This is a genomic window from Paenibacillus sp. J22P277 (assembly GCF_059383675.1).
Genome location: NZ_JBXENS010000003.1, coordinates 864,275 through 885,283, shown reverse-complemented (window position 1 = coordinate 885,283; position 21,009 = coordinate 864,275). Strand labels below are relative to the sequence as shown.

Here is a 21,009-nt window from a genome sequence, read left to right as displayed (position 1 = left end):
GAAAATGATGAAAAGCGTCCATTTTGGCAAAGTTCGGCTTCTGGTCGCGGGCTTGGTCCTCGTCGCGGCCTCCGGCTGCGGCCGCGACGGCCAACCGCAGCAGGCGGCTCCCCAGGCGGCAGGAGGGACGGAAGAGCAGGAGACGCTCGCTTTCGCCGTGCAGGATACCGCCGAAACGAAGGACATCGAACGCTTGATCGCGGCATTCAACAAGGATCACCCGGATGTGCCCGTCAAGCTCCTCAGTCTGCCGCGCGACACGTACGACGAGTCGCTGAACATGCTCATGACCTCGGGCGAAGGGCCGGACGTCTTTCAGATCGGCACCGGCTGGCTGACCAGCTACACCTACAAAAACTGGCTGCTCGACTTGTCGGATGCGGCGCCGGATGACGTGCGCCGGGCGTTCCCCGGATGGGCGGCCGACTATACGAAGCTAAACGATCATTACTATGCGATCCCCTCCGGCATGCTGACGGTGAGGCTCATCTATAATAAGAATTTGCTGGCGGGGGCCGGTTGCGATCCGGACAAGCCTCCCGCGGCGCTGGCGGAATTGAAGCGCTGCGCCGTCGGGATATCCAAGGCGGGCACCGGCTATCGCAAATACGGCTTCGCGCTGCCGGCGAGCGAAGACGAGGCCGGCTTTCAGCAGCCGCTCGAGATGGCAGGCACGTACAGCGGCGCGTATTACTACGATTACGCCAAAGGGAGCTACGATTTCTCGGTCTATTTGCCTTGGTTTCAAACGGTGCTCGACATGAAGCGGGAGGGCGGGCTGTTTCCGGGTGAGATGTCGCTCAAGACCGACACGGCGCTGACGCAGTTCGCGGAAGGGAACATCGGGATGATGATCGTCTCGAGCCGGGACATCGCGGCGCTAGAGCGCATGCAGCCGGGGGCGTTCGAATGGGGAATCGCGATGCCGCCGTTGTTCGAGGCTTCCGATAAGGGCAAGGGAGCATTGATGATCGAACCGGAGCCGCCTTATGCCATCAACGCCCGCACGACGCATAAGGAGACTGCGGTCGAGCTGTGGCAGTATCTTCTTTCAAGAGGCTTTCTCGGAGAACTGTACAGGCAGAGCGATCTCATTCCGGCGCGCGAGGACGTGACGGACGACGTGCAGTATCGGCCGGATCTGCCGAGAATGCAGGAATTCCTCCCGACCCCCGAGGAGTCGATTTATCCCAAGGAGCCCAAGTTCATCTTGAAGAACGTGCCGAAGCAGTTCGATCCCATCAATCTCGGGGATGCCGTGCGGATGAAGGCGTACCGGGATATTCTGCAGGGAATCCGCGACCCGAAGGAGGCGCTGGCGGAGTTGACGGCGCAGTATAACCGCTCGTTGAACGATGCCGCTAACTTGAATCCGGTCATTAACCTGAATGATTTCGTCTATCCGTCCTTCGATCCGAAGCATCCGCTGCAGTCGGTGAAGCGGAATTCGGGTTGATCCGCGGAAAATCCTAGAAACTCGATAGAAAATTGAAGTCCGCAATAGATAATTTTATGTAGCTTACAGATGTAAGCGTATACACTTGGAGGTGGAAACGCACGCAGAGGAGGAGATTGGTTAATGAGATCGTTGAAGTTGCGAAAAACGATCGGCGTCGCGCTTGCGGCGCTGATCGCGTGTTACGGCTTGCCCGCCAAGCCGGCGGGGGCGGAGGCCGCGCCGGCGTACGACGTCACTGTATCGGGCGTCGACCAGCAGACGGTGAAGGGCTGGGGCATATTCCCATCCTGGAACCGCGCGGACTGGAACCGCGATTTTACCGACAAGACGGGGGCGCAGCAAGCACTGTTCGAGGACTTGGGCGCCACGATGTTCCGGGTCATGATTCCCGCCGTGGCCGGAGACGGGGACGGCAATCTGATCGACGCCAAGATGCAGGAAATTTACGATATCGTCCATGCCGGCGAAACGAGAGGGATGCACGATTATATCGTCTCGGTCTGGTCCCCGCCGATCGGGATGAAGACGCTGCCGACCGTAAACGGGTGGACGGGCTCGGAGCACGTGAGGCTTCGCACCGATAAGGAAGCCGCCTACGCGGATTACCTCGTCAAATCGATTCAATGGCTGGCGGCTCATGGGGCGAGCGTGCCCAAGGCGCTCAGCTTCCAGAACGAGCCGTTGTCGCAAATCATCAGCGAATGGTGCTATTGGGGCGGAGACAACGGCACGCAGTACCAGCGCGTCGCCAAGCTGCTGCGCGCCAAGCTCGACGCCGCCGGGTTGAACGGCGTGGAGATACTGGGTCCGGAAGGCGCGGCGTATCACGAGAACGAGCTGCTGCTCGGCGAAGATTTCTCCGCGCTCCGCAGCGACCCGGAGCTGAACGCCGCGATCGGCGGGCTGGCTTCGCATAGTTATTTCGCCAAGGGCTTCGACAACAACGACGTGTACAAGAACTATCGCGCCGCGCTCGATCAGGTGCCGGACAAGGACCTGTGGCAGACCGAGTACAGCACGCTCATCGCCGGCGTCTCGGAGATGGACATGGCGATCAACGCCGCCCAGCGCTTGGCGGGAGACATGGCGCTCATCAAGGACAATTATTGGTACTGGTGGCTGGGTTGGGCGAACGGCAGGCATCCGACCGACGTCGGCGAGGTGCTTCTTGACGGAGACGGCTATACCGTGACCAAGTCGAAAGCGTTCTACGTGCTCAGCAATCTGTTCCACAACGTTCCCGTCGGCTCGACCGTCAGACGGGTCGGCGCGGATCCGGCTTCCGGTTTGACGACGACGGACGCCGTATGGATGGACGCGGTCGCGTTCGTGAACGGCAGCCAAACGACCGCGCTGCTGGTCAATCCGACGAATGCCGCGAAAACCGTGAACGTGAACGGCCTGACCGGCACGACGGCAAACGTGTATCAGTTGACGGACGCTGTCGCCAAAGGCCAGGATATGCAGCTGGCGGCTTCCCGCAACATCCAAGGCGGCAAAGCTTCCGCGGTCGTGCTGCCGGCCAGGAGCGTGTCCGTCATCGTCACTTCCGACGAAGACGCGGCGCCGCCGCATATCGTATTCGATCAATCCGGCAGCACGTCCGCCAAGGATGCTTCCTATGCCGTGAGAGACGCGCAATTCACGGTTTCCGGGCATTTGGACGAGGCGGGCACGCTTCTGATCAACGGACAAGCCGTGCCGGTCGCGGGCGATAACAGCTTCAGCACGACCGTCACGCTTGCGCTTGGGGATAATACGATCACGGCCGCGGCAAGGGATGGCTCGGGCAATGAAGGCAATCCCGTGACGTTGTTCGTCAGGTATGATCCGGCTTACCTGGGGCTGACCTTGGACCAGAGCGGACTGCAATACGTCAAGCAGGGCGCCTATACCGTTTCGGGCCGGACGAACGGCAGCGCGGCGGTGACCGTGAAGCAGACGGCCGGCGGCGAAACGGTCAAGCAGGAGACGATCCAAGTGGGAACGCCGGATGAAGGCGGCGGTCAGGCAGGCGACGTCATCCGGCAGATCCTGAACGATAACTACGTATCGTCGGGAGCGGGTTTATCCAGCGCGCAAGGCGGATTTACGACGAACGCTCAGGTCGTGTGGGACAGTCGATCGGTATTCGCGCCGGCCGAAGGGGAGCGCTCGCTCCGGTTGAAATTAACGGCCGGCTTTGCACGCGCCGGCTTGAATTTCCTGAATTCGGCGAATCAAGCGGCAGCGGAGGATTATGCCGCCGTCAAGGACACGGCGGCGCTCCGATTCCAGGTGTACACGAAGAGCAAAGTGGACAGCTTCTCCGCCGTGCTTATATCGGATAACGGCGGAACGGCAGTCGAAGCAAGGCTGCCGCTCTCGAGCTACATCGCCGCCGCGGATTACGGGGCGAAGTGGACGCAAGTGACCATTCCTTTGTCCGATTTCGACGCGGCTCCTCACTTCGACGCGGCGACGGGCGAAGCAAGCTCGCTGCCCGTGCAATGGGGCAGCGTCAAGGCAGTCGGCTTCGAAAGCAATCATACGGCTTATTACGATCCGTATATCGACGACTTGAAGATCGTATCGACCGGCAGCCCGGACGACGGTTCGGACGGCGGCGACGACGGAGACGGCTCGGCGTCGCTTGCGTTCAGCACGGTCTTGAACTTGAGCCAAGGCGAGAATGCGATCGCCGTGACGGCGTCCAATCTGTTGAACCAAACCGCCGTGCCCGCGTCGGTGCGGGTCGTCTACGATCCGAATCCGCCGGTGCTGACCGTGCCTTCCGAAGGCTCGACCTCGGGCACCAGCTACGTGCTGAACGGCAGCGTGAACGAGGATGCCGTGATCACCGTCAACGGAACGCCGGCGGCACTGAAACCTGACCGGACGTTTACGGCCGTGGTCCGCGTGGCCAAGGGCGAGAATACGATTACGGTCACGGCGAAGGATCCCGCAGGCAACGAATCGCAGGCTGCCGTCATCGTGACCGCCGATCCCGTCGAAGACGGATCGCTGGCGCCGGGCGTCGCGGTCTCGGACCGGGCGGCGGCCGAGCCGACGATCGACGGGGATCTGTCCGAACCGGGCTGGGCGGCGAACAACCGGGTCGAGAAGATGATTACCGGCGCATCCGATAACAATGTCACGTTCGGCTCGATGTGGGACGACGACAAGCTGTTCGTCGCGATGAAGGTGCTGGACGCCAATCTGGTCAACGATACGGCAGGAGCCCTGACCTATCAGGACGATTCGATCGAAATCTACCTGGACGGGGACAATGCCCGCGGCTCCGTGTTCGGCACGGACGATCATCAGATTACGCTCGGCTGGCATGATGACCAGCTGTCGGTCGGCGGAGATATCCCGGGCATCACCTTCGCGCAGAAGGATATCGACGGCGGATTCACGGTCGAAATGGCCATTCCGTGGAGCGGAATCGGCATTCAACCCCCGGCGAACAATGCAGTTATCGGCTTCGACGCAGCCTATAACGACGATGACGGCGGCAACGGCGGATTGCGTCAAAGCCAGCTGATGTGGCGAGGCAACGCGGACAATTGGCGCAGCACGGCCGCCTTCGGCAGCTTGTACTTGAACGACGGCAAGAATGCCGCTGCCGCAGTGGAGCCTTCCGGCGCGCTGACTGTCGATGGGGCGCTTAATGAGCCGTCCTGGTCGCTGAACGGCAGCGTTGCCAAAGCGATTACCGGCACCTCCAATAACAGCGTGAGCTTCGGCACGCTCGGCGATGCGCAGAATTTGTACGTCGGGATTGAAGTGCTGGATGCCGATCTGCGCAACGATACCGCCGGCGCCCAAACCTATCAGGATGACTCGGTGGAGGTCTATCTCGATGCCGATCATAACCAAGGCGCCGCATACGATGCGTACGACCATCAGCTGACGCTCGGCTGGCATGATACGCAGCTGTCCATGATCGGCAATTTGGCCAACGTGCAATATGCGCAGAAGGACATTGCCGGCGGTTATACGGTCGAGCTGGCTATTCCGTGGGCATCCCTCGACATCGATCCGGCGCGCGATATTACGCTCGGTTTCGATGTCGGCAACAACGACGACGACGGCGGAAATGCCGGGAACCGCGAAAGCCAGGTCCTGTGGAACGGAACCGGCGATAACTGGCGGGACACTTCCGGCTTCGGGAACCTGTTGAACCATAATTTGAGTCTCGCGCTGCCGGACGACGAGACGCCTGATCCGGACGGACTCGCCTTGTTCACGGATAATAACGCGGATCTGAGCAAGCTGTACGCGAAATCGGCCCATATCGTAAACGCCGCCGGACATCCGGAGAACTTCGCGGACGATGCTACGCGGATCACGCATAATATCGATAATCCGACAACGCCGGAATATGTCGTATACCAATCGCCGGAAGGGGATATTTACTCCTTCGATATTACGACCGGCCTGTTCTCGGGCACGCCGCAATTCGCCTTCTACGGCTCCGCGGACGGCGTGAATTTCACCAAAATCACGGCGGCTTCCAAGCTGACGGGCGGAGCGAACGGTTATGCCGTATTCAGCAATACCGCGAGCGGCTTGCCGGCGGGAACCAAATACTTGAAGATTGAATTCCCCGGTCTGGAGAATTGGAAAGAGCAGCTGATGAACGTCGGCTACAAGTACTTCGGGGCGACGACGCCTCCGGATGAAGGCGAAGTCTCCACCTTCACGGACGAAGCGGCCGACTTGTCCAAGCTGATCGGCAAATCGGGCCATATTACCAATGCGTTCGGGGGTCAGCTTGAGAAATACGCCGGCGACGGCGACCGGATCATTCATTCGAACGACGACAGCCTGGAACCGGAATATGTCATCTATAAATCGCCGGAGGGCGATATCCGGTCCTACAATGTGAACGTTTCGAATTGGACCAGTCTGCCGAAGACAGTCAAATTCACGGTTTACGGTTCCGCGGACGGACAAAGCTTCACCGAGCTGCCCGTTCATTCGCAAATTCTCAGCAATGCGTCGGGCTACGACACGATCGGCTTGACAGGGGATGATCTGGCGAGCGGGATCCGCTATCTGAAGATCGTCTTCCCTTACGGCGATCCGGCGTGCGACAACTGGACGAGCACGATCAACAAAGTCACGTTCACGTATGCCGGCGATTCGACTCCGGCGGAAGGTCCGATCTCCGCTTCCGCGGTCTTGTCGGGAGCCCCTTCCGTTACGGCTGGTCAAACGTATACGCTCAATTATGGAGTGTCCGACCTGCAGGGCAGTATCGCGGCGGAGGACCTGAAGCTTCAATACAACCCTGCCATGTTCGAATTCGTGTCCGCGAGCGAATCGAAGACCGGGTTCTCCATTGCCGGACAGTCGGCCGTTCCGGGAACGGTGCATGTGATTCTGGCGGCCGCCGGTATTGCGAATGCCGTGACCGAGGACGGTGATATCCTTCAATTCACGTTTAAGGCGAAAACGCCGGAAGCAGCAGTTTCCTCAGCGTTTTCAATAACGAACAACGTCGTCTCCACTGTTGGCGGCGAGGAAACGCAGCTGGAGAATGCCGCGCATAACGTCCAGATCGTCATCGTCGACAAGTCGGCATTGTCCGAGGCGATTGCCCAGGCGCGGGCTGTGCTGAATGCCGCCGTAGAGGGCACGCATGCAGGGCAACACCGAACGGGCTCCAAGGCGATTCTGCAAGCGGCGATTGCTGCCGCTCAAGCAACATTGAATGATGCCGCCGCAACGCAGGCTCAGTCGGATGCAGCCGTCTTGACGCTGCAAGCAGCCATCGAGTCGTTCGCGCAATCGGTCATCCAGACCGGCGATTTGAACGCCGACGGCAGAATCAGCGCCGGGGATCTCGGCCTGGCGACCGGCTATTATGGAAAAACCTTGAATGACGAAGGCTGGGACGAGACTTATCGAGACGCCGACATGAACGGCGACGGCATCATCGATACGGCTGATTTCGCCGCGCTGGCCGCTTATTTCCTGTAAGGCTTGGTCAAAAGGGCGATCCGCTATACGGGATTGCCCTTTTGCTTTGCTGGAGCATCCGTGCCATTGCATATCCGATAGAATTTTGAAGGCCGTTGTAGATAATTTGATTCAGCCCGGAAGCGAAAGCGTCTACAATGGGAACTGTTACAGGATATCGTTATCGCTTACACAAACAAAGGAGGGTTTTACATGCAACGCAAATCTAAAATCGCCACCACGCTCCTTACCGTCGCGTTCGTTTCTTCGCTCGCGCTGACGGGCTGCGGGAATTCGAACAACGGGAACAACGCGAACGCGGCGGAGCCGGAGACCGCGAACACGAATGCGAATGCGGCGCAAACGGAGAACGCGGCGCCCGCGGACGACAAACCGGCCCTGGATCCGGTAGAGCTGTCGATCTACTATCCGGGCACCGAGCAGAAGGACGTAGCCGCGGTCGAGGAAGAAATGAACAAGGAGCTCAAGGACAAGATCAACGCCACCGTCAAAATCAACGCGGTCGACTGGGGCAACTGGGCTCAGAAAATCAACCTGATGGTCGCGTCCGGAGAGCCGTTCGACCTCTTGTTCACGGCCGGCTGGGATAATTTCAGCGGCAATGTCGCCAAGGGCGCCTTCCTCGACGTCACTTCCCTGATCGACCAATACGCCCCGGAAACGAAAGCGCAAATGAATCCGGAGCTGCTGACGGGCACGGCGATCGACGGCAAGAACTACGCGGTGCCGGTAGAGAAAGAAATGGCAAGCGAATTCGGCATCGTGCTGAACAAAGACCTCGTGGACAAGTACAGCTTCGATATCAGCACGATCAAGACGTACGAGGATCTGGAGCCGATGCTGCAGACGATCAAAGAGAAAGAGCCGACGGTTGTACCATTCTGGGGCGGCAAAAACAACGTCACGCTCATTCCTTTCGAGCAAATCGGCGCCGTACCCGGGGCGATCAAGAAGGACGGCAGCACGACGGTCGTCGACCAGTGGGAATCGCCTGAAATGCTGCAAACGCTCAAGCTGATGAAGGACTGGTATGGCAAAGGCTACTTCCAGAAGGATCCGGCTACTCAAAAAGACGCAGCTGCGCTCAACAAGGCCGGTACGGTGTTCGCGCAATGGCAGCAGCTCACGCCGGGTAAAGACAAAGTACTCAGCCAGCAATGGGGCCATCCGATCGTGCAAGTGGTCATGACGGAGCCGTACACGACAAGCGGCGATCTGAACGGCGCCATGACGGCCATCTCCCGGACATCCAAAAATCCGGAACGCGCCATGATGCTGATCAACCTGCTGCACACGGACGCCAAGCTGCTTAACACGCTCGTGAACGGCGTGGAAGGCAAACATTTCGCGAAAGCAAGCGATACGGTCATCAAGCTGCCGGACGGCGTCCAAGCCGGTCAAAGCGGCTATACGCCAGGCAACAACTACATGTTCGGCAACCAATTCCTTAACTACCTGTGGGATAACGAGGATCCGCAGAAGTGGGAAGCGTACAAGGCGTTTAATGCTTCGGCCAAACCGTCGCCGATCGTCGGCTTCAGCTATAACGCGGAACCGGTCAAAAACGAAGAAGCGGCTATCACCAACATTTTCAATTCGTTCATCGACGGCCTCAGCACGGGCGTCATGGATCCCGACAAGGACCTGCCCGACTTTATCGCGAAGATGAAGCAAGCCGGACTCGATAAAGTCATTGCGGAGAAACAGAAGCAAGTCGATGCCTTCCTAAGCAGCAAGTAAGCTCTGCCTGCAGGCGAATAGCGAGGCCGGCGCCGTTGCGATTGCCGGCCTCTTCAATTGATCGTGAAAGGAGCGGAGCTCATGAACCGTCGCGCTGGCTTGCTGTTCAATCTCGTGAAATACCGCGCCTTGTTCCTGATGCTGATCTTGCCGGCAGCGGTACTGGTGTTCAATAACTATATCCCGATGTTCGGGGGCATCGTCGCCTTCAAGAACTATAATTTCGAGGGCGGCATCCTGGGAAGTCCTTGGGAAGGGTTCGACAATTTCAAGTATTTGTTCCAAACGGAAGATGCCTTGGTCGCGACCCGCAATACCGTGCTCTACAATGGATTGTTTATCGTCATCAATACGGTCGGCGCCATACTGCTGGCCATCGCGCTGAATGAATTGCGAAGCCGGAAGCTGGCCAAGTTCTTTCAAAGCAGTCTGCTGTTCCCATATTTCTTGTCTTTCGTCGCCGTCAGCTACCTGGCCTACGCGTTTCTCGGCGGATTCGGCTTTATCAATAAAGCGATTTTGGAGCCGCTCGGCTTCCATGACATCTCGTGGTATACCGAGCCTAAGTACTGGACGTTCATTCTACCGCTCGTCAACCTATGGAAAAATGTCGGCTACGGGATGGTCCTGTATTTGGCGGCCATCATCGGAATCGATCAGGAATATTACGAGGCTGCCGTTATCGACGGGGCTTCCAAGTGGCAGCAGATTCGGAAAATAACGATCCCGTTGATCGTCCCGGTCATCATCGTGCTGGTTATTTTGCAAATCGGCCGCATCTTCAATGCGGATTTCGGCTTGTTTTTCCAGGTGCCGCTCAATACGGGCGTGCTCTACCCGACGACAAACGTGATCGATACGTTCGTCTACCGGTCGCTGCTCGTCAGCGGCAACGTGGGGATGTCGGCAGCCGCTTCCTTATACCAGTCGGTGGTCGGGTTCGTGCTCGTGCTGCTGACCAATCTCATCGTGCGCAAGACAAGCCGCGAAAACGCGCTGTTTTAGGAGGGAACCGAAATGAATGCTCACGCCGACTCTCAAGCCTCGGCCGGCCGTCCTGCGGAAAAGAAACGCGCGGTAAGAAAGCAACAGGCAAGCAACGGCTTATCGGGCTGGGCGAACGCGATCCTGGTCGCGGTGTTCGCGGTGCTAAGCTTGGCGTGCTTGTATCCGGTGCTTCTCGTCGTGGCGGTATCATTAACCGACGAGCAATCAATCGTGACTCATGGCTACAATATTATTCCTCGGGAATTTTCAGTGTACGCGTACCGGTATTTGTTCGAAGACGCGACGCAGATCTTCCGCGGCTACGGCGTATCGATCCTGGTCACCGTGGTCGGCACGGTCGCGAGCCTCCTGCTGACTTCGCTGCTCGCCTTTCCGCTTTCCCGCAGAGACATGCCTTACCGCAACGTCATCGCATTTGCCGTGTTCTTCACGATGCTCTTCAGCGGCGGGCTCGTGCCGTGGTATCTCGTCTACAATGCGGCCGGCCTCAACAACACGCTGCTGGCGCTGATCGTTCCGCATTTGGTGGTGCCCTTCAATGTCATCATCATGCGTACCTTCTTCGCGAATACGATTCCGGTGTCGCTGATCGAATCGGCCAAGATCGACGGCGCGGGCGAATTCCGGATCTTCGCCCGGATCATCCTGCCGCTCTCCTTGCCGGTCATGGCGTCCATCGGCTTGATTCAGACGCTGGCGTATTGGAACGACTGGTTCACGAGCTCGGTGTTCATCAGCGACAACCATCTGGTGAGCCTGCAGTACCTGATGTACAAGACCATCTACAATATTCAATATTTGAATTCCGGCTTGGTCGACGCCTCCGTTGCCGGCACGGCCTCGGCGGCGATTCCGACCGAGACGGTCCGCATGGCGATGGCGATCGTCGGCATCGGGCCCATCGTATTCGTCTATCCGTTATTGCAGAAATACTTCGTCAAAGGCTTGACCGTCGGAGCCGTCAAAGGCTAGCCGGCCGGCGGATATCGGACGAGAATAAGGAGGCAGCCGCACGTGAACGACCCGTTGGATAATTACGCGCTTGATCTTCGCAAAAGCACGGCTCCGCCCAATCATATCGCGGTGAGCAGCCTGTACAGCGTTACGGCTCCCCGGCACGGCACGGTGACGGGCGTACAAGGCTGCTACTCGCCGCCCTACGCGGCGGGCGGGCTGGAGCTTGGCTTGGACTTTATGGCCGATGGCATCGAGATCGAAGACACCGGCAACCTGGGCAAACGGGACTGCGGTCTGCTGTTTGCTGGAGCCGTCTGGCGGCCTGACCGCATCGTGCGCCGCGGAACGTACCATTGGCTGAAGGATAGGGGGCTCGTATCGCTCGGCGTCGTCAGCGACCTGGTGCCGCTCACCGGACGGGCCGGCTTCATGATCGCGGTGCGGGTCACGAACCGGTGCGGCAGAAGCATATTGCTCGATATCGCGCCGCGGCTCGAGCCGGGCAGCGTCCGCAAGGTTCCGCTCGGCGCCTGGAACTTCAGCCCCCCGCAAGGCGGGCAGGTGCCCGCACGGCTAGACGTCGGGAACGCTTGGGAAAGCGGCGACGTGCGGATTACGCTCCATCATGACCGGCTTTCCGCCGCGATGGCGCCAGGGCAGGAACGCGTCTTCCGCATCGCCGTCGTCCTGACCGATGCCGGCCGCGCGAGTGCCGCGCCGGCGAGCCTGGCCGACTGGGAAGCGGAGACGGAGGAGCGCTGGCTGGAGCTTATCGCCCGGTCGGAAGCGGCCTTGCCGCGGCTGGAGACCGATATTCCCGGGCTCGAGGCATATTATCGCCGGTCGCTGATCAGCGGCCTGATCTGCCTGTGGGATCACCCGGACTTCAAGATCCGCCCGTTTCCGGTCACGTCCGGCATCGACGGCGGCGGGATCAACAACTATCCGTGGGACGCGGCGGGCTACGTGGGCCAGACTCTGACGATGCTGCTGGGCAGCGAAGGATCGCAGCACTATCTGCGCTTCATGGAAGAGGGCGGGATCGACCGCCATATCTGCTTCGCGCCGGACGGCACGGGCGATGAACCGTTCGCGTACTCCTACAGCTTATGGGCGTTCTTTCATTTTGCGTGGTCGCTCTTCAGCCAGCACGGCGTGATCGCCGAGTTTTATCCGGTACTGAAGCGCGTGCTGGAGATCGACGAGGAGCGGCTGCTCCACCGGGGCGAGCTGCTCGATTACGGCAATCATCATCATCTCCTGGAGATGCGCGGCAGCGGCTACGAGCACGTGGTCGCGAGTCCGAACGCGGAACGCGCCTGGTGCTGCGACAGGCTGGCGGATCTCGCGGCGCATCTCGGCCTGGAGGAGGCGGAGGACTGGCGCGACAAATCCGCGCGCATTCGCCTCGCGATCCGGGAAGACTTGTGGGACGACGAGGCGAATTGGTTCCGCAGCCTGTACCCCGGCGGGCACCGGGAGATCATATATTCGGTCCAAGCGTACGACGCGCTGCGGATGGGGGCTTGCACGCCCGAGATGGAGCGCGCGTTGTTATCGCATTTGCGCGACGGGGCGTTTCTCGGGGACTTCGGCATATCCAGCATATCCGCGGAGGATGAGCTTCACTACGAGCTGAACGATCCCGACTGGTCGGGCGGGGGCAGCTTCGGCGGCGAAGGTCCGATACTGGCGCAGACGCTGTGGGAGATCGGCCGGCCGGAGCTGGCCTGGGACGTCCTGAAGCGCCATCTGTGGGTCGGCGCCCGCTTGCCTTACGTGCCGCAGGAGCATTATTGCGATCGTCCGGCGGCGCCCGCGCACAAGCGCGCCAACAACATCTCCGGCATGGCCGGCGCCCAGGCGGTGATCTTCGGGATGGCCGGCATCCGTCCGCAGCTGGACGGCCGCCTGCGCATTCATCCGCAGCCGCCCGAGGAAGGACGCGTCTCGATCATCGGCTACGCCTTCCGCGGACATCGCTACGACGTGCACATGGAGCCGGGGCATTGCCGGATCCTGCGCGACGGCAGCGAAATCTACAGCGGCGTTCCGGCGCTTCGGACGATCGGGTAAGCGGCGGCCGTCCGCGGACATTAAGCTTCGGTTGGGAGACGGCGCCGTCGTCCGCAATTATTTGTGAAGAAAATGTTGACATCGCCACCAGCTTCATGGTATTTTAATAAACGTTGCTTCCGAAATACGAGAAACGACATCTGCCAGATGCGGTCGTGGCGGAATTGGCAGACGCGCTAGATTCAGGTTCTAGTGGTGTAACAGCCGTGGAGGTTCGAGTCCTCTCGACCGCACCAACTTCACACATCCAAGAAGCCCCCGCTTAAAGCAGGGCTTCTTTTTTTGTCGTCGTCGAAGCATTGACGGCGCCGATTATCGCGTAAGCTCGGGCAAGCCGGCGGCGCATGACGGGAACCGCATCGACGCAGCCGGGAAAATCGGACGCGAGACGCTAGATTTCCTTTATCCGGATATACTACGGGAGTTACTACTATGGAAAGGCAATGACGTCGTCGCCATGGATGCTTGCCTTGTCAACTAAAGGAGGAATTCGGATGAATAACGTCAAATACGCCAATATGCTGGTCATGCCGGAGCTCGACACGACGGAGAAGCGTCTGCTCCCGTTCGGGATCCTGTCGCGCTTGCGGGAAGAAGCGCCGGTCCGTTACGATGCCGTTCGCGATTGTTGGGAGGTTTTCGCTTACGAGGAGGTCCATCTGGTGCTGAAAGACCATGGGCATTTCTCGTCCGCCCGCGGCGCGAGCGCGGGAGAAAGCGTGTTATTCTCGGATCCGCCCAGACATACCCAGCTTCGCGATCTGGTCAACAAAGCGTTCACGCCGCGCGCGATCCAGGAATTCACCCCGCGAATCGAATCCATCGTCCATGATTTGCTGGCGCATGCGGACGGCAGCGGCATGGATATCGTCCATGATTACGCGACGCCTCTGCCCGTCATGATCATTGCCGAATTGCTCGGCGCGCCGCAGGAAGACCGCGACCGCTTCAAACGATGGTCGGACGTGCTCGTCGAAAGCGCGCAGAACGATACCGAGGAGGCGTTTCGCGGCGTGATGGAGCGTCGGCAGCAGGCGATAGCGGAGCTGTCCGCATACTTCACGTCCTTGCTGGAGCTTCGGGCGAAGCGCCCGCAGGACGATCTGATCTCCTTGCTGCTCATGGCCGAGATCGACGGGGAGCGGTTGACGCCCCGGGAATTGATCAGCTTCTGCGTCCTGCTGATGGTGGCCGGGAACGAGACGACGACCAATCTGATCACGAACGGCGTGCGCCTCCTGACCGAACAGCCCGACTTGCAGCGGGAGCTGAGACGGAATCTTGACCTCGTTCCCGAATTCGTCGAAGAAACGCTGCGGTTCTATCCGCCGGTCGTGGCCATCGGCCGCGTCGCGAAACAGGATACGGCAATCGGGTCCTCGCAGATCAAGGCGGGCGAACAGATCATTGCCTGGGTTGGCGCGGCCAACCGCGACCCGGGGAAATTCCATGACCCGGATTCGTTTCTGCTCGGACGCAAACCGAACCATCACCTGAGCTTCGGCTTCGGTATTCACTTCTGCCTTGGGGCGCCGCTTGCCCGGCTGGAAGCCAAGCATGCCCTGGGAGCGCTGCTCCGTCATGCCGAGGCGCTCGCAGCGGCGCCCGACCGGCCGCTGACGCCGATCGCGAGTTCGTTCGTGTTCGGCGTCAAAAGCTTCCCGGTCGCGTTCCGATCGTGATCGCCGCCGGGAACCGGCATGCCGCGGCGGCTGCCGATTCCGCGCCTCGCCCTTCCTTCCGGAAGGGCTTATTGCGTTATCCGATCCCGATTGACATGTATTTCCGAAAGGTTGGAGACAATTTGTTGACATTTTGTCAACTTTCCGATGACATTCGAACGTTATAACTAAGAGACGAACATCAACGATTGACATTCGAACGTTATAACTAAGAGACGAACATCAACGATCATCCGTCGGGAGGACAACATGAAGAAACGCAGGAGATTGAGAAGACCGGTCCGACTGGCGATAACGGTCATCTTGTTATTCGTGATCGGCGGTTCTCTGGCTTCGCTGCTGCGCCATCATGCGGAGGATCCGAGACCGCTGGAGGGCAGCCCGTCCGGCAGCTTGACCGCGGCGGACGGCGATGATCCGCCGGATAACGTGTACCGCATCGTCATCGATCCCGGGCACGGCGGCAAAGACCCGGGCTCCGAGGGAAGCAGCGGCCAATGGGAGAAGGACAGCAATTTGTCGCTCGCCATGAAAATCTATGATTTGCTCCGACAGGACCCCGCATTCGCGCCTCGTCTGACCCGCTCGGACGATACGTTCGTGGAATTGGCGGACCGCGCGGCGATCGCGAACGATTGGCACGCGGACGCGCTGCTGTCGATCCACGACAACGCGTTCGAGGATTCGAGCGTCGGGGGGACGGAAACCTATTATAAATATGCCAACGGCATGCCGCTCGCGATGGCGATTCATCAGCAGGTGGTGGCGGCCTTGGGCTTTCCCGACCGCGGCGTGAAGGAAGAGCAGCTGAAGGTGCTTGCCTTGAGTCAGATGCCGGCGGTCCTGGTCGAGCCCGGCTATCTCACGAATCCCGGCGAGGAATCCGTCATGCTGAGCGAGGATGGACAGACGAAGGCGGCACAAGCGATCGTGGACGGCTTGAAGTCCTTTTTACAGGCTTCAGGATCGGGCGCCGATTCGCCAACCGACGCGGTCTCCGGGCAATGAGTACCCGCCGACACGCGCGGACGGCGTTTCATGTCGCGTAATTAAGCAGGCTTGCCAGCGTTGATATAAGCTTCATTTCCCCAGGGCGATGAACCAGATTGGAGCACGGCATGGATAAAACGAAAATCCTCATTATCGAAGACGAAGAAGCGATCGCCGACCTGCTCGCCTACGGGCTGGGCAAGGAAGGCTTTCTCGCGCGGACGGCGGCGAACGGCGCCGAGGGTCTCGCCGAGCTGGACCGGTTCCGGCCGGACATGCTGCTGCTGGACTGGATGCTGCCCGATCAGAGCGGCCTGGATATCTGCAAGAAGGTGACCGCGAACTACAACATCCCGATTCTCATGATCACCGCAAGGTCCGACATCACGGATAAGATTCTCGGCCTGGAGTTCGGCGCGGACGATTATATCACGAAGCCGTTCGACCTGCGGGAGGTCGTCGCGCGGATCCGCACGATTCTGAGGCGGCTGGCGCAGGCGAACCAGAACGTCGAAGAAGCGGCGGGGAAGGCGGCCATGCGCTTCAGGAATATCGTCATCGAGCCGGACGAGCGGCTCGTGACGAAGGACGGCGAGCCGGTCGAGCTGACGCCGAAGGAATTCGATCTGCTCACGACGCTATTAGGGCACCGCGGCAAAATTTTCACGCGCTCGGAGCTGCTCGATTTCGTGTGGGGCTACGATTTTCCCGGCGATACGCGTACCGTCGACACGCATATCCAACGGCTGCGCAAGAAGCTCGATGCCGGCGATCTGATCACGACCGTGTTCGGCATCGGCTACAAATTCGAACGGCGGGCGGATTGACGGGATGTTCCGGACGATTCGGGCCAAGTTCGTCGTCGGCTTCTTCCTGATCTTCTGCTTGTCCTTTCTCGTGCTCAACGGAACCCTCAAGGAAGTCATCCGGACGAGCAACCAGAAGATCATCACCTCCGATCTGATCGGACTGAAAAACAACAGCAACGTCTACGTTCGCCAAGCCTTCCTCATTAATCACTTTACGAACAACGATCTCTATTTCGGGCAGATGGCCGAGGAAATGGTGGACGACCTGCACCACGCCACCTCCAGCGACGTCAGCGCCTACACCGTCGACGGCATACTGCTCTATTCGTCCGACCGTCAGGTGTTCGCCGGAAGCAATACCGACGACCTCAAGCAGGCGCTAAGCGGCAAGACCGCCTATACCGTGACCTATGAAGGAAGCGCCGGCTCCGTGCTGTATTCGTACCCCGTCGTCATCGACGGCGTCAAGGTGGGCATTCTGCGGTTCGCCAAGGATTTCTCCCCCTTGTACGAGCAGAGCGGACGCATTCAGAACCTTATCTTCTACGTCGCGCTGACGATATTCGCGGCGGCTTTCCTGTTCTCCTACATGCTGTCGCGGCATATCACGATTCCGCTCGTCAAGCTGACGCGCGCCTCGACGGAGGTCATCGGCGGCAACCTGGACGTCCGCATCGGTTTCCGGAGGAAGGACGAGATCGGGCGGCTGGCGGCGAATTTCAACGACATGATTCGCCGCATCAGCAGCCAGATCGCGACCATCGCCCGCGACCGGGACCGGTTGAAGGAGCTGAACGAACAGGAGAAGCGGTTCTTCGATAACGTCACCCACGAGCTCAAGACGCCGCTTACCTCGATTCTCGGCTATGCCGAGATCATCCGGGAGAACGGCGAGAGCGACCGGGCTTTTTTCGAGAAGGGCATGAACCATATCGTCGAAGAAAGCCGGCGGCTGCACGGCATGGTGCTGAATTTGCTGGAGGTGTCGCAGCGGAACGCCGCACGCGGGGACGTCGAGCTCGTCGAGACGGGCGGCATCCTGCGCGACGTCTGCGACGCGATGGCGATCCGGGCGCAGCGCTACAAGAAACGCATCGCGCTGGACGCGGCGGACGGGCTGTACGTGCTCGGCCAGCCGGACCGGCTTCGCCAGCTCTTCATTAATCTGCTCGACAACGCGATCAAGTACAGCTCGCCCCGATCGGAAATTTCCGTTCGGGCCGAGGCGGCCGCCGACCGCGGGACGGTGCGGTTCGTGTTCGCCAATACGGGGCCCGGGCTGGCCCCGGAACAGCTGGCCAACGTGTTCGAGCCCTTCTATTCGGCGGACCGCAGGTTCAAGGAAGAAGGAAGCGTCGGCCTTGGGCTCAGCATCGTGAAATCGATCGTCGACGATCATGGCGGGATGATCCGCATGACGAGCCAAGACGGATGGATAAGCGTAAGCGCGGAGCTTCCCGCCGCGGGATCGGAGCGAACATGATGAATATTCGGCGCAACGCCGTTCTGACGGCGGCCTTCGCGGCGCTGCTCGTCCTGATGGCGGGATGCATGGGCAGCCCGCGCTCCGAGACGATCGTCATCCCGGGCACGGCGGACGATCGCATGAGCGGCTCGGCAGGCGCGAACGGCGCGAACGGGCAGCCCTTTCAAGTCAAAACAATCTACCGCATGCCCGCGTTGAACGGGCAATTGCTCGGCTGGTCCGGCCCGGGGGCGGTGCTCGGTTTAACCCGCGGCAGTTCCCCTTCGCTGGATGCTTCCCTTCGATTGGAGCGTTTGTCCGCCCCGTACGACAAAGCCGAGCTGCTGCGCGGCGTGGACATCAATACCGACATATTCGAGCTGTCGCCGGACGGGAAATCGATATCGGGCATCGCGAAACAAAAAAGCGGCAACTTGCTGGAAGTCCTGTCGGTGGCGGACGGAACGAGCAAGTCGGCAGCCTCGCCGGACGGCATGCAGTGGAAGCTGTACTCCCGCGGCCTGAAGTGGTCGGGCAACAGCCGGTACGTATCCTTCCTCGCGGCGGGATCGGCAAGGGGCCAAACGAGCATCGCGGTGTACGATACGCAGGCGGGAACGGTCAAGAGCTACCCGTTGACCGGCGTGCTGCGTCCGGCAAGCTACGCGCAGTCGGTCGTCTTGTCGGACGATGCCGGCGGCGCGCTGATTCAAACCGAGGATACGGTCATGCTCGCGAAGCGCGAAGGGAACGGTTATCGCGTCCAATACGATCATCCGAGCGGGGCGGAACAGGCCGTCTGGGTCACGAACGATCAATTCGCGTTCCTTGGCGGAGACAGCACCTTGTTCGAGTACGACCGGCGCAACGGGGAGCTCTCCGTCCTGTTGGAGAAGGTCGGCAGCTTCCGCATCTCTTCGGACCGGGAAGCGATCGCCTATACCCAGAACGAGAAGGATACGATCTACGCAGGCAAACTGCAGGGCAACAACATCCTGTATCGTAACGTCGTCTATCAAGGAATCGTCCCGTTGCAGATGCATTGGAGCCCCGGCAACGATGCGCTGCTCATCGACGGCTGGAAGCAATACGCGCGATCCGCGGAGCAAAGCATGCCGTCGGCGGCCGCGCCCGAAACGGCGAATCAACCGTTTATTATCGAATTCCAATAGGAGGACCGGCGAAGCGGGCCGGCCGCTCCCGCATGGCTTGCCCGCAATTGGCGGACCGGACGGATTTTTCGTCCGGTCCGCCGTTTTTGGTTTGGAGACAATTTGTTCACAAGCGGATGAAGTTTTGGAGACATGTCTTCTTTATAGTCGGATAGAGCAAGTCGGGACGGAAATGTCCCGAAGCCGAATACGAAGGAGATAGCGCATATGAAAACATACGGAATAGGCATCGCCGCGAGCTGCTTGCTCGTGATCGCATTGACGGCCTGCAGCGGAGGAAACGCGAACGGCGGCGCGAACGGCGGCGCTCCCGCCGAAAATGCCGGCGGCGGCGGAACCGCGTCCGGGTCGAATGCAGGATCGAGCCCGGGATCGAATGCCGGCGGTACGAAAGGCGGCACGACAGGCGATGCGCCGGATTCGGGCGGCAAGAAGACGATCGTCTTCTCGAGCTTCTGGCAGGATGCCAGGTTCGAGGACACGGTCAAGAAGTACGAGGCGCTGCACCCGAATATCGATATCCGGCTGGAGGAAGGCACCTACGAGAATGCGACGCTCGACACGGACATCGACAAATACTTGACCGCGACGAACACGGCGATGCTCGCCGGAAAAGGCCCCGATATTCTCGCGATGGACCTGCTTCCGGCCGACAATTACGTACGGCATAAGCTGCTGGCGGATCTGAATGCGTTCATGGAACAAGATTCGAATTTTCATAAAGACGATTATTTCGCGAACATCATGGACAACGTGCGGACCGGCGACGGATTGTACAGCATGCCGCTCACGTTCTTCCTGAGAGGCTTCGCGGGCGACGTCGACGCGATCGCGGGCACCGGCGCGAAGTTCGACGATCTGACATGGTCCTGGAGCGATTTCGCGAAGACGGCGGAGGAAATGGTAGCGAAGGGCACGCTGCCGTCGGCGTTAACGTACGAAGGCCCCGAATACCTGCTCGGCGAGATGGTCAGCGACAATCACGACTTGTTCATCGACGACGCCGAGCACAAGGCGCGCTTCGACTCGGCGTCCTTCACCGGGCTGATGAAGCAAGTCCAAACGCTGTTCGACGAAGGCGTCGCCGCCAAGACGGGGCGCGGGACGAACGCATATTTCCAAAGCATCCAAATCAATTCGCCGAAGGATTATCTGGAATCGATGCAAGGCTATAGCCTCGGCGTGAAGCTGTCCAACAAGCAACTCGGCGAACACGTCAAGCTGTACGCGAAGCCGCATGCGCAGGACACGGCGGCCGGCGGGTACTTCCAAACGTATCGCAGCGTCGCGATCAACGCGAATTCGAAGGTTCAGCCGGAAGCTTGGGATTTTATCGCGTTCCTGATGTCCGAGGAGATTCAAGCGCCGCTGACGACGACCGGCTTCCCGATCAACAAAGCCGCGTACGCCAAGCAGATCCAAGCGGTGAAGGACATGGGGACGATCAAGGGCAACGCCGAAGGACCGCTGCAAGGAGCGGCTTTCAAGGTGGACGACGCGATGCTGGATGGACTCAGCGGCTATGTGAACGGAGCGGTCCACCGGGTCGGGGAATCCAAGTCCGACAAGCTGTGGCAAATGATCGTCACCGACTCGAAGGCGTTCTTCGCCGGGCAGAAATCCGCGGAGGACGTTGCGGAGCTCATTCAAAACAAAGCGACGACCCTCCTCAACGAATAAG

The 21,009-nt window shown here is 59.8% G+C and carries 12 protein-coding genes and 1 tRNA gene; all 13 read left to right on the top strand.

Annotation, left to right across the window (positions count from 1 at the left end; all coding sequences use genetic code 11):
* The first annotated feature begins 4 nt into the window (after positions 1 to 4).
* The 13 genes from AC50YL_RS12940 to AC50YL_RS12880 all read left to right on the top strand — a co-directional run bounded on the left by AC50YL_RS12940 (position 5) and on the right by AC50YL_RS12880 (position 21,008).
* The gene (locus tag AC50YL_RS12940) at positions 5 to 1,456 is read left to right on the top strand and encodes an ABC transporter substrate-binding protein (protein ID WP_494832410.1); all 1,452 of its coding nucleotides are present in this window, start codon (positions 5 to 7) and stop codon (positions 1,454 to 1,456) included.
* A gap of 123 nt (positions 1,457 to 1,579) precedes the next feature.
* Positions 1,580 to 7,429 (top strand): sugar-binding protein, encoded by a 5,850-nt coding sequence (locus tag AC50YL_RS12935; RefSeq protein WP_494832409.1) that lies wholly within the window; start codon positions 1,580 to 1,582, stop codon positions 7,427 to 7,429.
* Positions 7,430 to 7,621: 192 nt separating this feature from the next.
* On the top strand, positions 7,622 to 9,169 hold the full coding sequence (locus AC50YL_RS12930; protein WP_494832407.1) for an ABC transporter substrate-binding protein: 1,548 nt from the start codon (positions 7,622 to 7,624) through the stop codon (positions 9,167 to 9,169).
* An 81-nt stretch (positions 9,170 to 9,250) separates the two neighbouring features.
* Entirely contained in the window at positions 9,251 to 10,174 is a 924-nt protein-coding gene (locus AC50YL_RS12925) for an ABC transporter permease (protein WP_494832406.1), read from the top strand.
* 12 nt (positions 10,175 to 10,186) lie between these two features.
* Positions 10,187 to 11,149 (top strand): carbohydrate ABC transporter permease, encoded by a 963-nt coding sequence (locus tag AC50YL_RS12920; RefSeq protein ID WP_494832405.1) that lies wholly within the window; start codon positions 10,187 to 10,189, stop codon positions 11,147 to 11,149.
* A gap of 42 nt (positions 11,150 to 11,191) precedes the next feature.
* The gene (locus AC50YL_RS12915) at positions 11,192 to 13,210 is read left to right on the top strand and encodes an MGH1-like glycoside hydrolase domain-containing protein (protein ID WP_494832404.1); all 2,019 of its coding nucleotides are present in this window, start codon (positions 11,192 to 11,194) and stop codon (positions 13,208 to 13,210) included.
* Between the two features lie 149 nt (positions 13,211 to 13,359).
* Positions 13,360 to 13,446: transfer RNA gene (locus AC50YL_RS12910), tRNA-Leu, on the top strand.
* A 258-nt stretch (positions 13,447 to 13,704) separates the two neighbouring features.
* On the top strand, positions 13,705 to 14,892 hold the full coding sequence (locus tag AC50YL_RS12905) for a cytochrome P450 (protein WP_494832402.1): 1,188 nt from the start codon (positions 13,705 to 13,707) through the stop codon (positions 14,890 to 14,892).
* Positions 14,893 to 15,141: 249 nt separating this feature from the next.
* Complete coding sequence (locus AC50YL_RS12900) at positions 15,142 to 15,900, top strand: N-acetylmuramoyl-L-alanine amidase family protein (RefSeq protein ID WP_494832400.1); 759 nt, start codon at positions 15,142 to 15,144, stop codon at positions 15,898 to 15,900.
* A gap of 110 nt (positions 15,901 to 16,010) precedes the next feature.
* Positions 16,011 to 16,709, top strand: coding sequence for a response regulator transcription factor (locus tag AC50YL_RS12895; protein ID WP_494832398.1), 699 nt, complete (start codon positions 16,011 to 16,013; stop codon positions 16,707 to 16,709).
* A gap of 4 nt (positions 16,710 to 16,713) precedes the next feature.
* Positions 16,714 to 18,174, top strand: coding sequence for a sensor histidine kinase (locus tag AC50YL_RS12890; protein WP_494832397.1), 1,461 nt, complete (start codon positions 16,714 to 16,716; stop codon positions 18,172 to 18,174).
* Positions 18,171 to 19,328: a hypothetical protein gene (locus AC50YL_RS12885; protein WP_494832396.1), complete on the top strand. Its 1,158-nt coding sequence runs from the start codon at positions 18,171 to 18,173 to the stop codon at positions 19,326 to 19,328. The genes AC50YL_RS12890 and AC50YL_RS12885 overlap by 4 nt, the downstream gene beginning before the upstream one ends.
* A 207-nt stretch (positions 19,329 to 19,535) precedes the next feature.
* Positions 19,536 to 21,008 carry an ABC transporter substrate-binding protein gene (locus AC50YL_RS12880; protein ID WP_494832395.1) on the top strand — a complete coding sequence of 491 codons (1,473 nt, stop codon included), beginning with the start codon at positions 19,536 to 19,538 and terminating at the stop codon, positions 21,006 to 21,008.
* Position 21,009 lies beyond the last annotated feature (1 nt).

Coding starts and splice junctions, on each gene's coding strand:
- AC50YL_RS12930 (WP_494832407.1), top strand. CDS start 7,622: ATGCAACGCAAATCTAAAATCGCCACCACGCTCCTTACCGTCGCGTTC.
- AC50YL_RS12900 (WP_494832400.1), top strand. CDS start 15,142: ATGAAGAAACGCAGGAGATTGAGAAGACCGGTCCGACTGGCGATAACG.
- AC50YL_RS12885 (WP_494832396.1), top strand. CDS start 18,171: ATGATGAATATTCGGCGCAACGCCGTTCTGACGGCGGCCTTCGCGGCG.
- AC50YL_RS12890 (WP_494832397.1), top strand. CDS start 16,714: ATGTTCCGGACGATTCGGGCCAAGTTCGTCGTCGGCTTCTTCCTGATC.
- AC50YL_RS12895 (WP_494832398.1), top strand. CDS start 16,011: ATGGATAAAACGAAAATCCTCATTATCGAAGACGAAGAAGCGATCGCC.
- AC50YL_RS12905 (WP_494832402.1), top strand. CDS start 13,705: ATGAATAACGTCAAATACGCCAATATGCTGGTCATGCCGGAGCTCGAC.
- AC50YL_RS12940 (WP_494832410.1), top strand. CDS start 5: ATGATGAAAAGCGTCCATTTTGGCAAAGTTCGGCTTCTGGTCGCGGGC.
- AC50YL_RS12935 (WP_494832409.1), top strand. CDS start 1,580: ATGAGATCGTTGAAGTTGCGAAAAACGATCGGCGTCGCGCTTGCGGCG.
- AC50YL_RS12880 (WP_494832395.1), top strand. CDS start 19,536: ATGAAAACATACGGAATAGGCATCGCCGCGAGCTGCTTGCTCGTGATC.
- AC50YL_RS12920 (WP_494832405.1), top strand. CDS start 10,187: ATGAATGCTCACGCCGACTCTCAAGCCTCGGCCGGCCGTCCTGCGGAA.
- AC50YL_RS12925 (WP_494832406.1), top strand. CDS start 9,251: ATGAACCGTCGCGCTGGCTTGCTGTTCAATCTCGTGAAATACCGCGCC.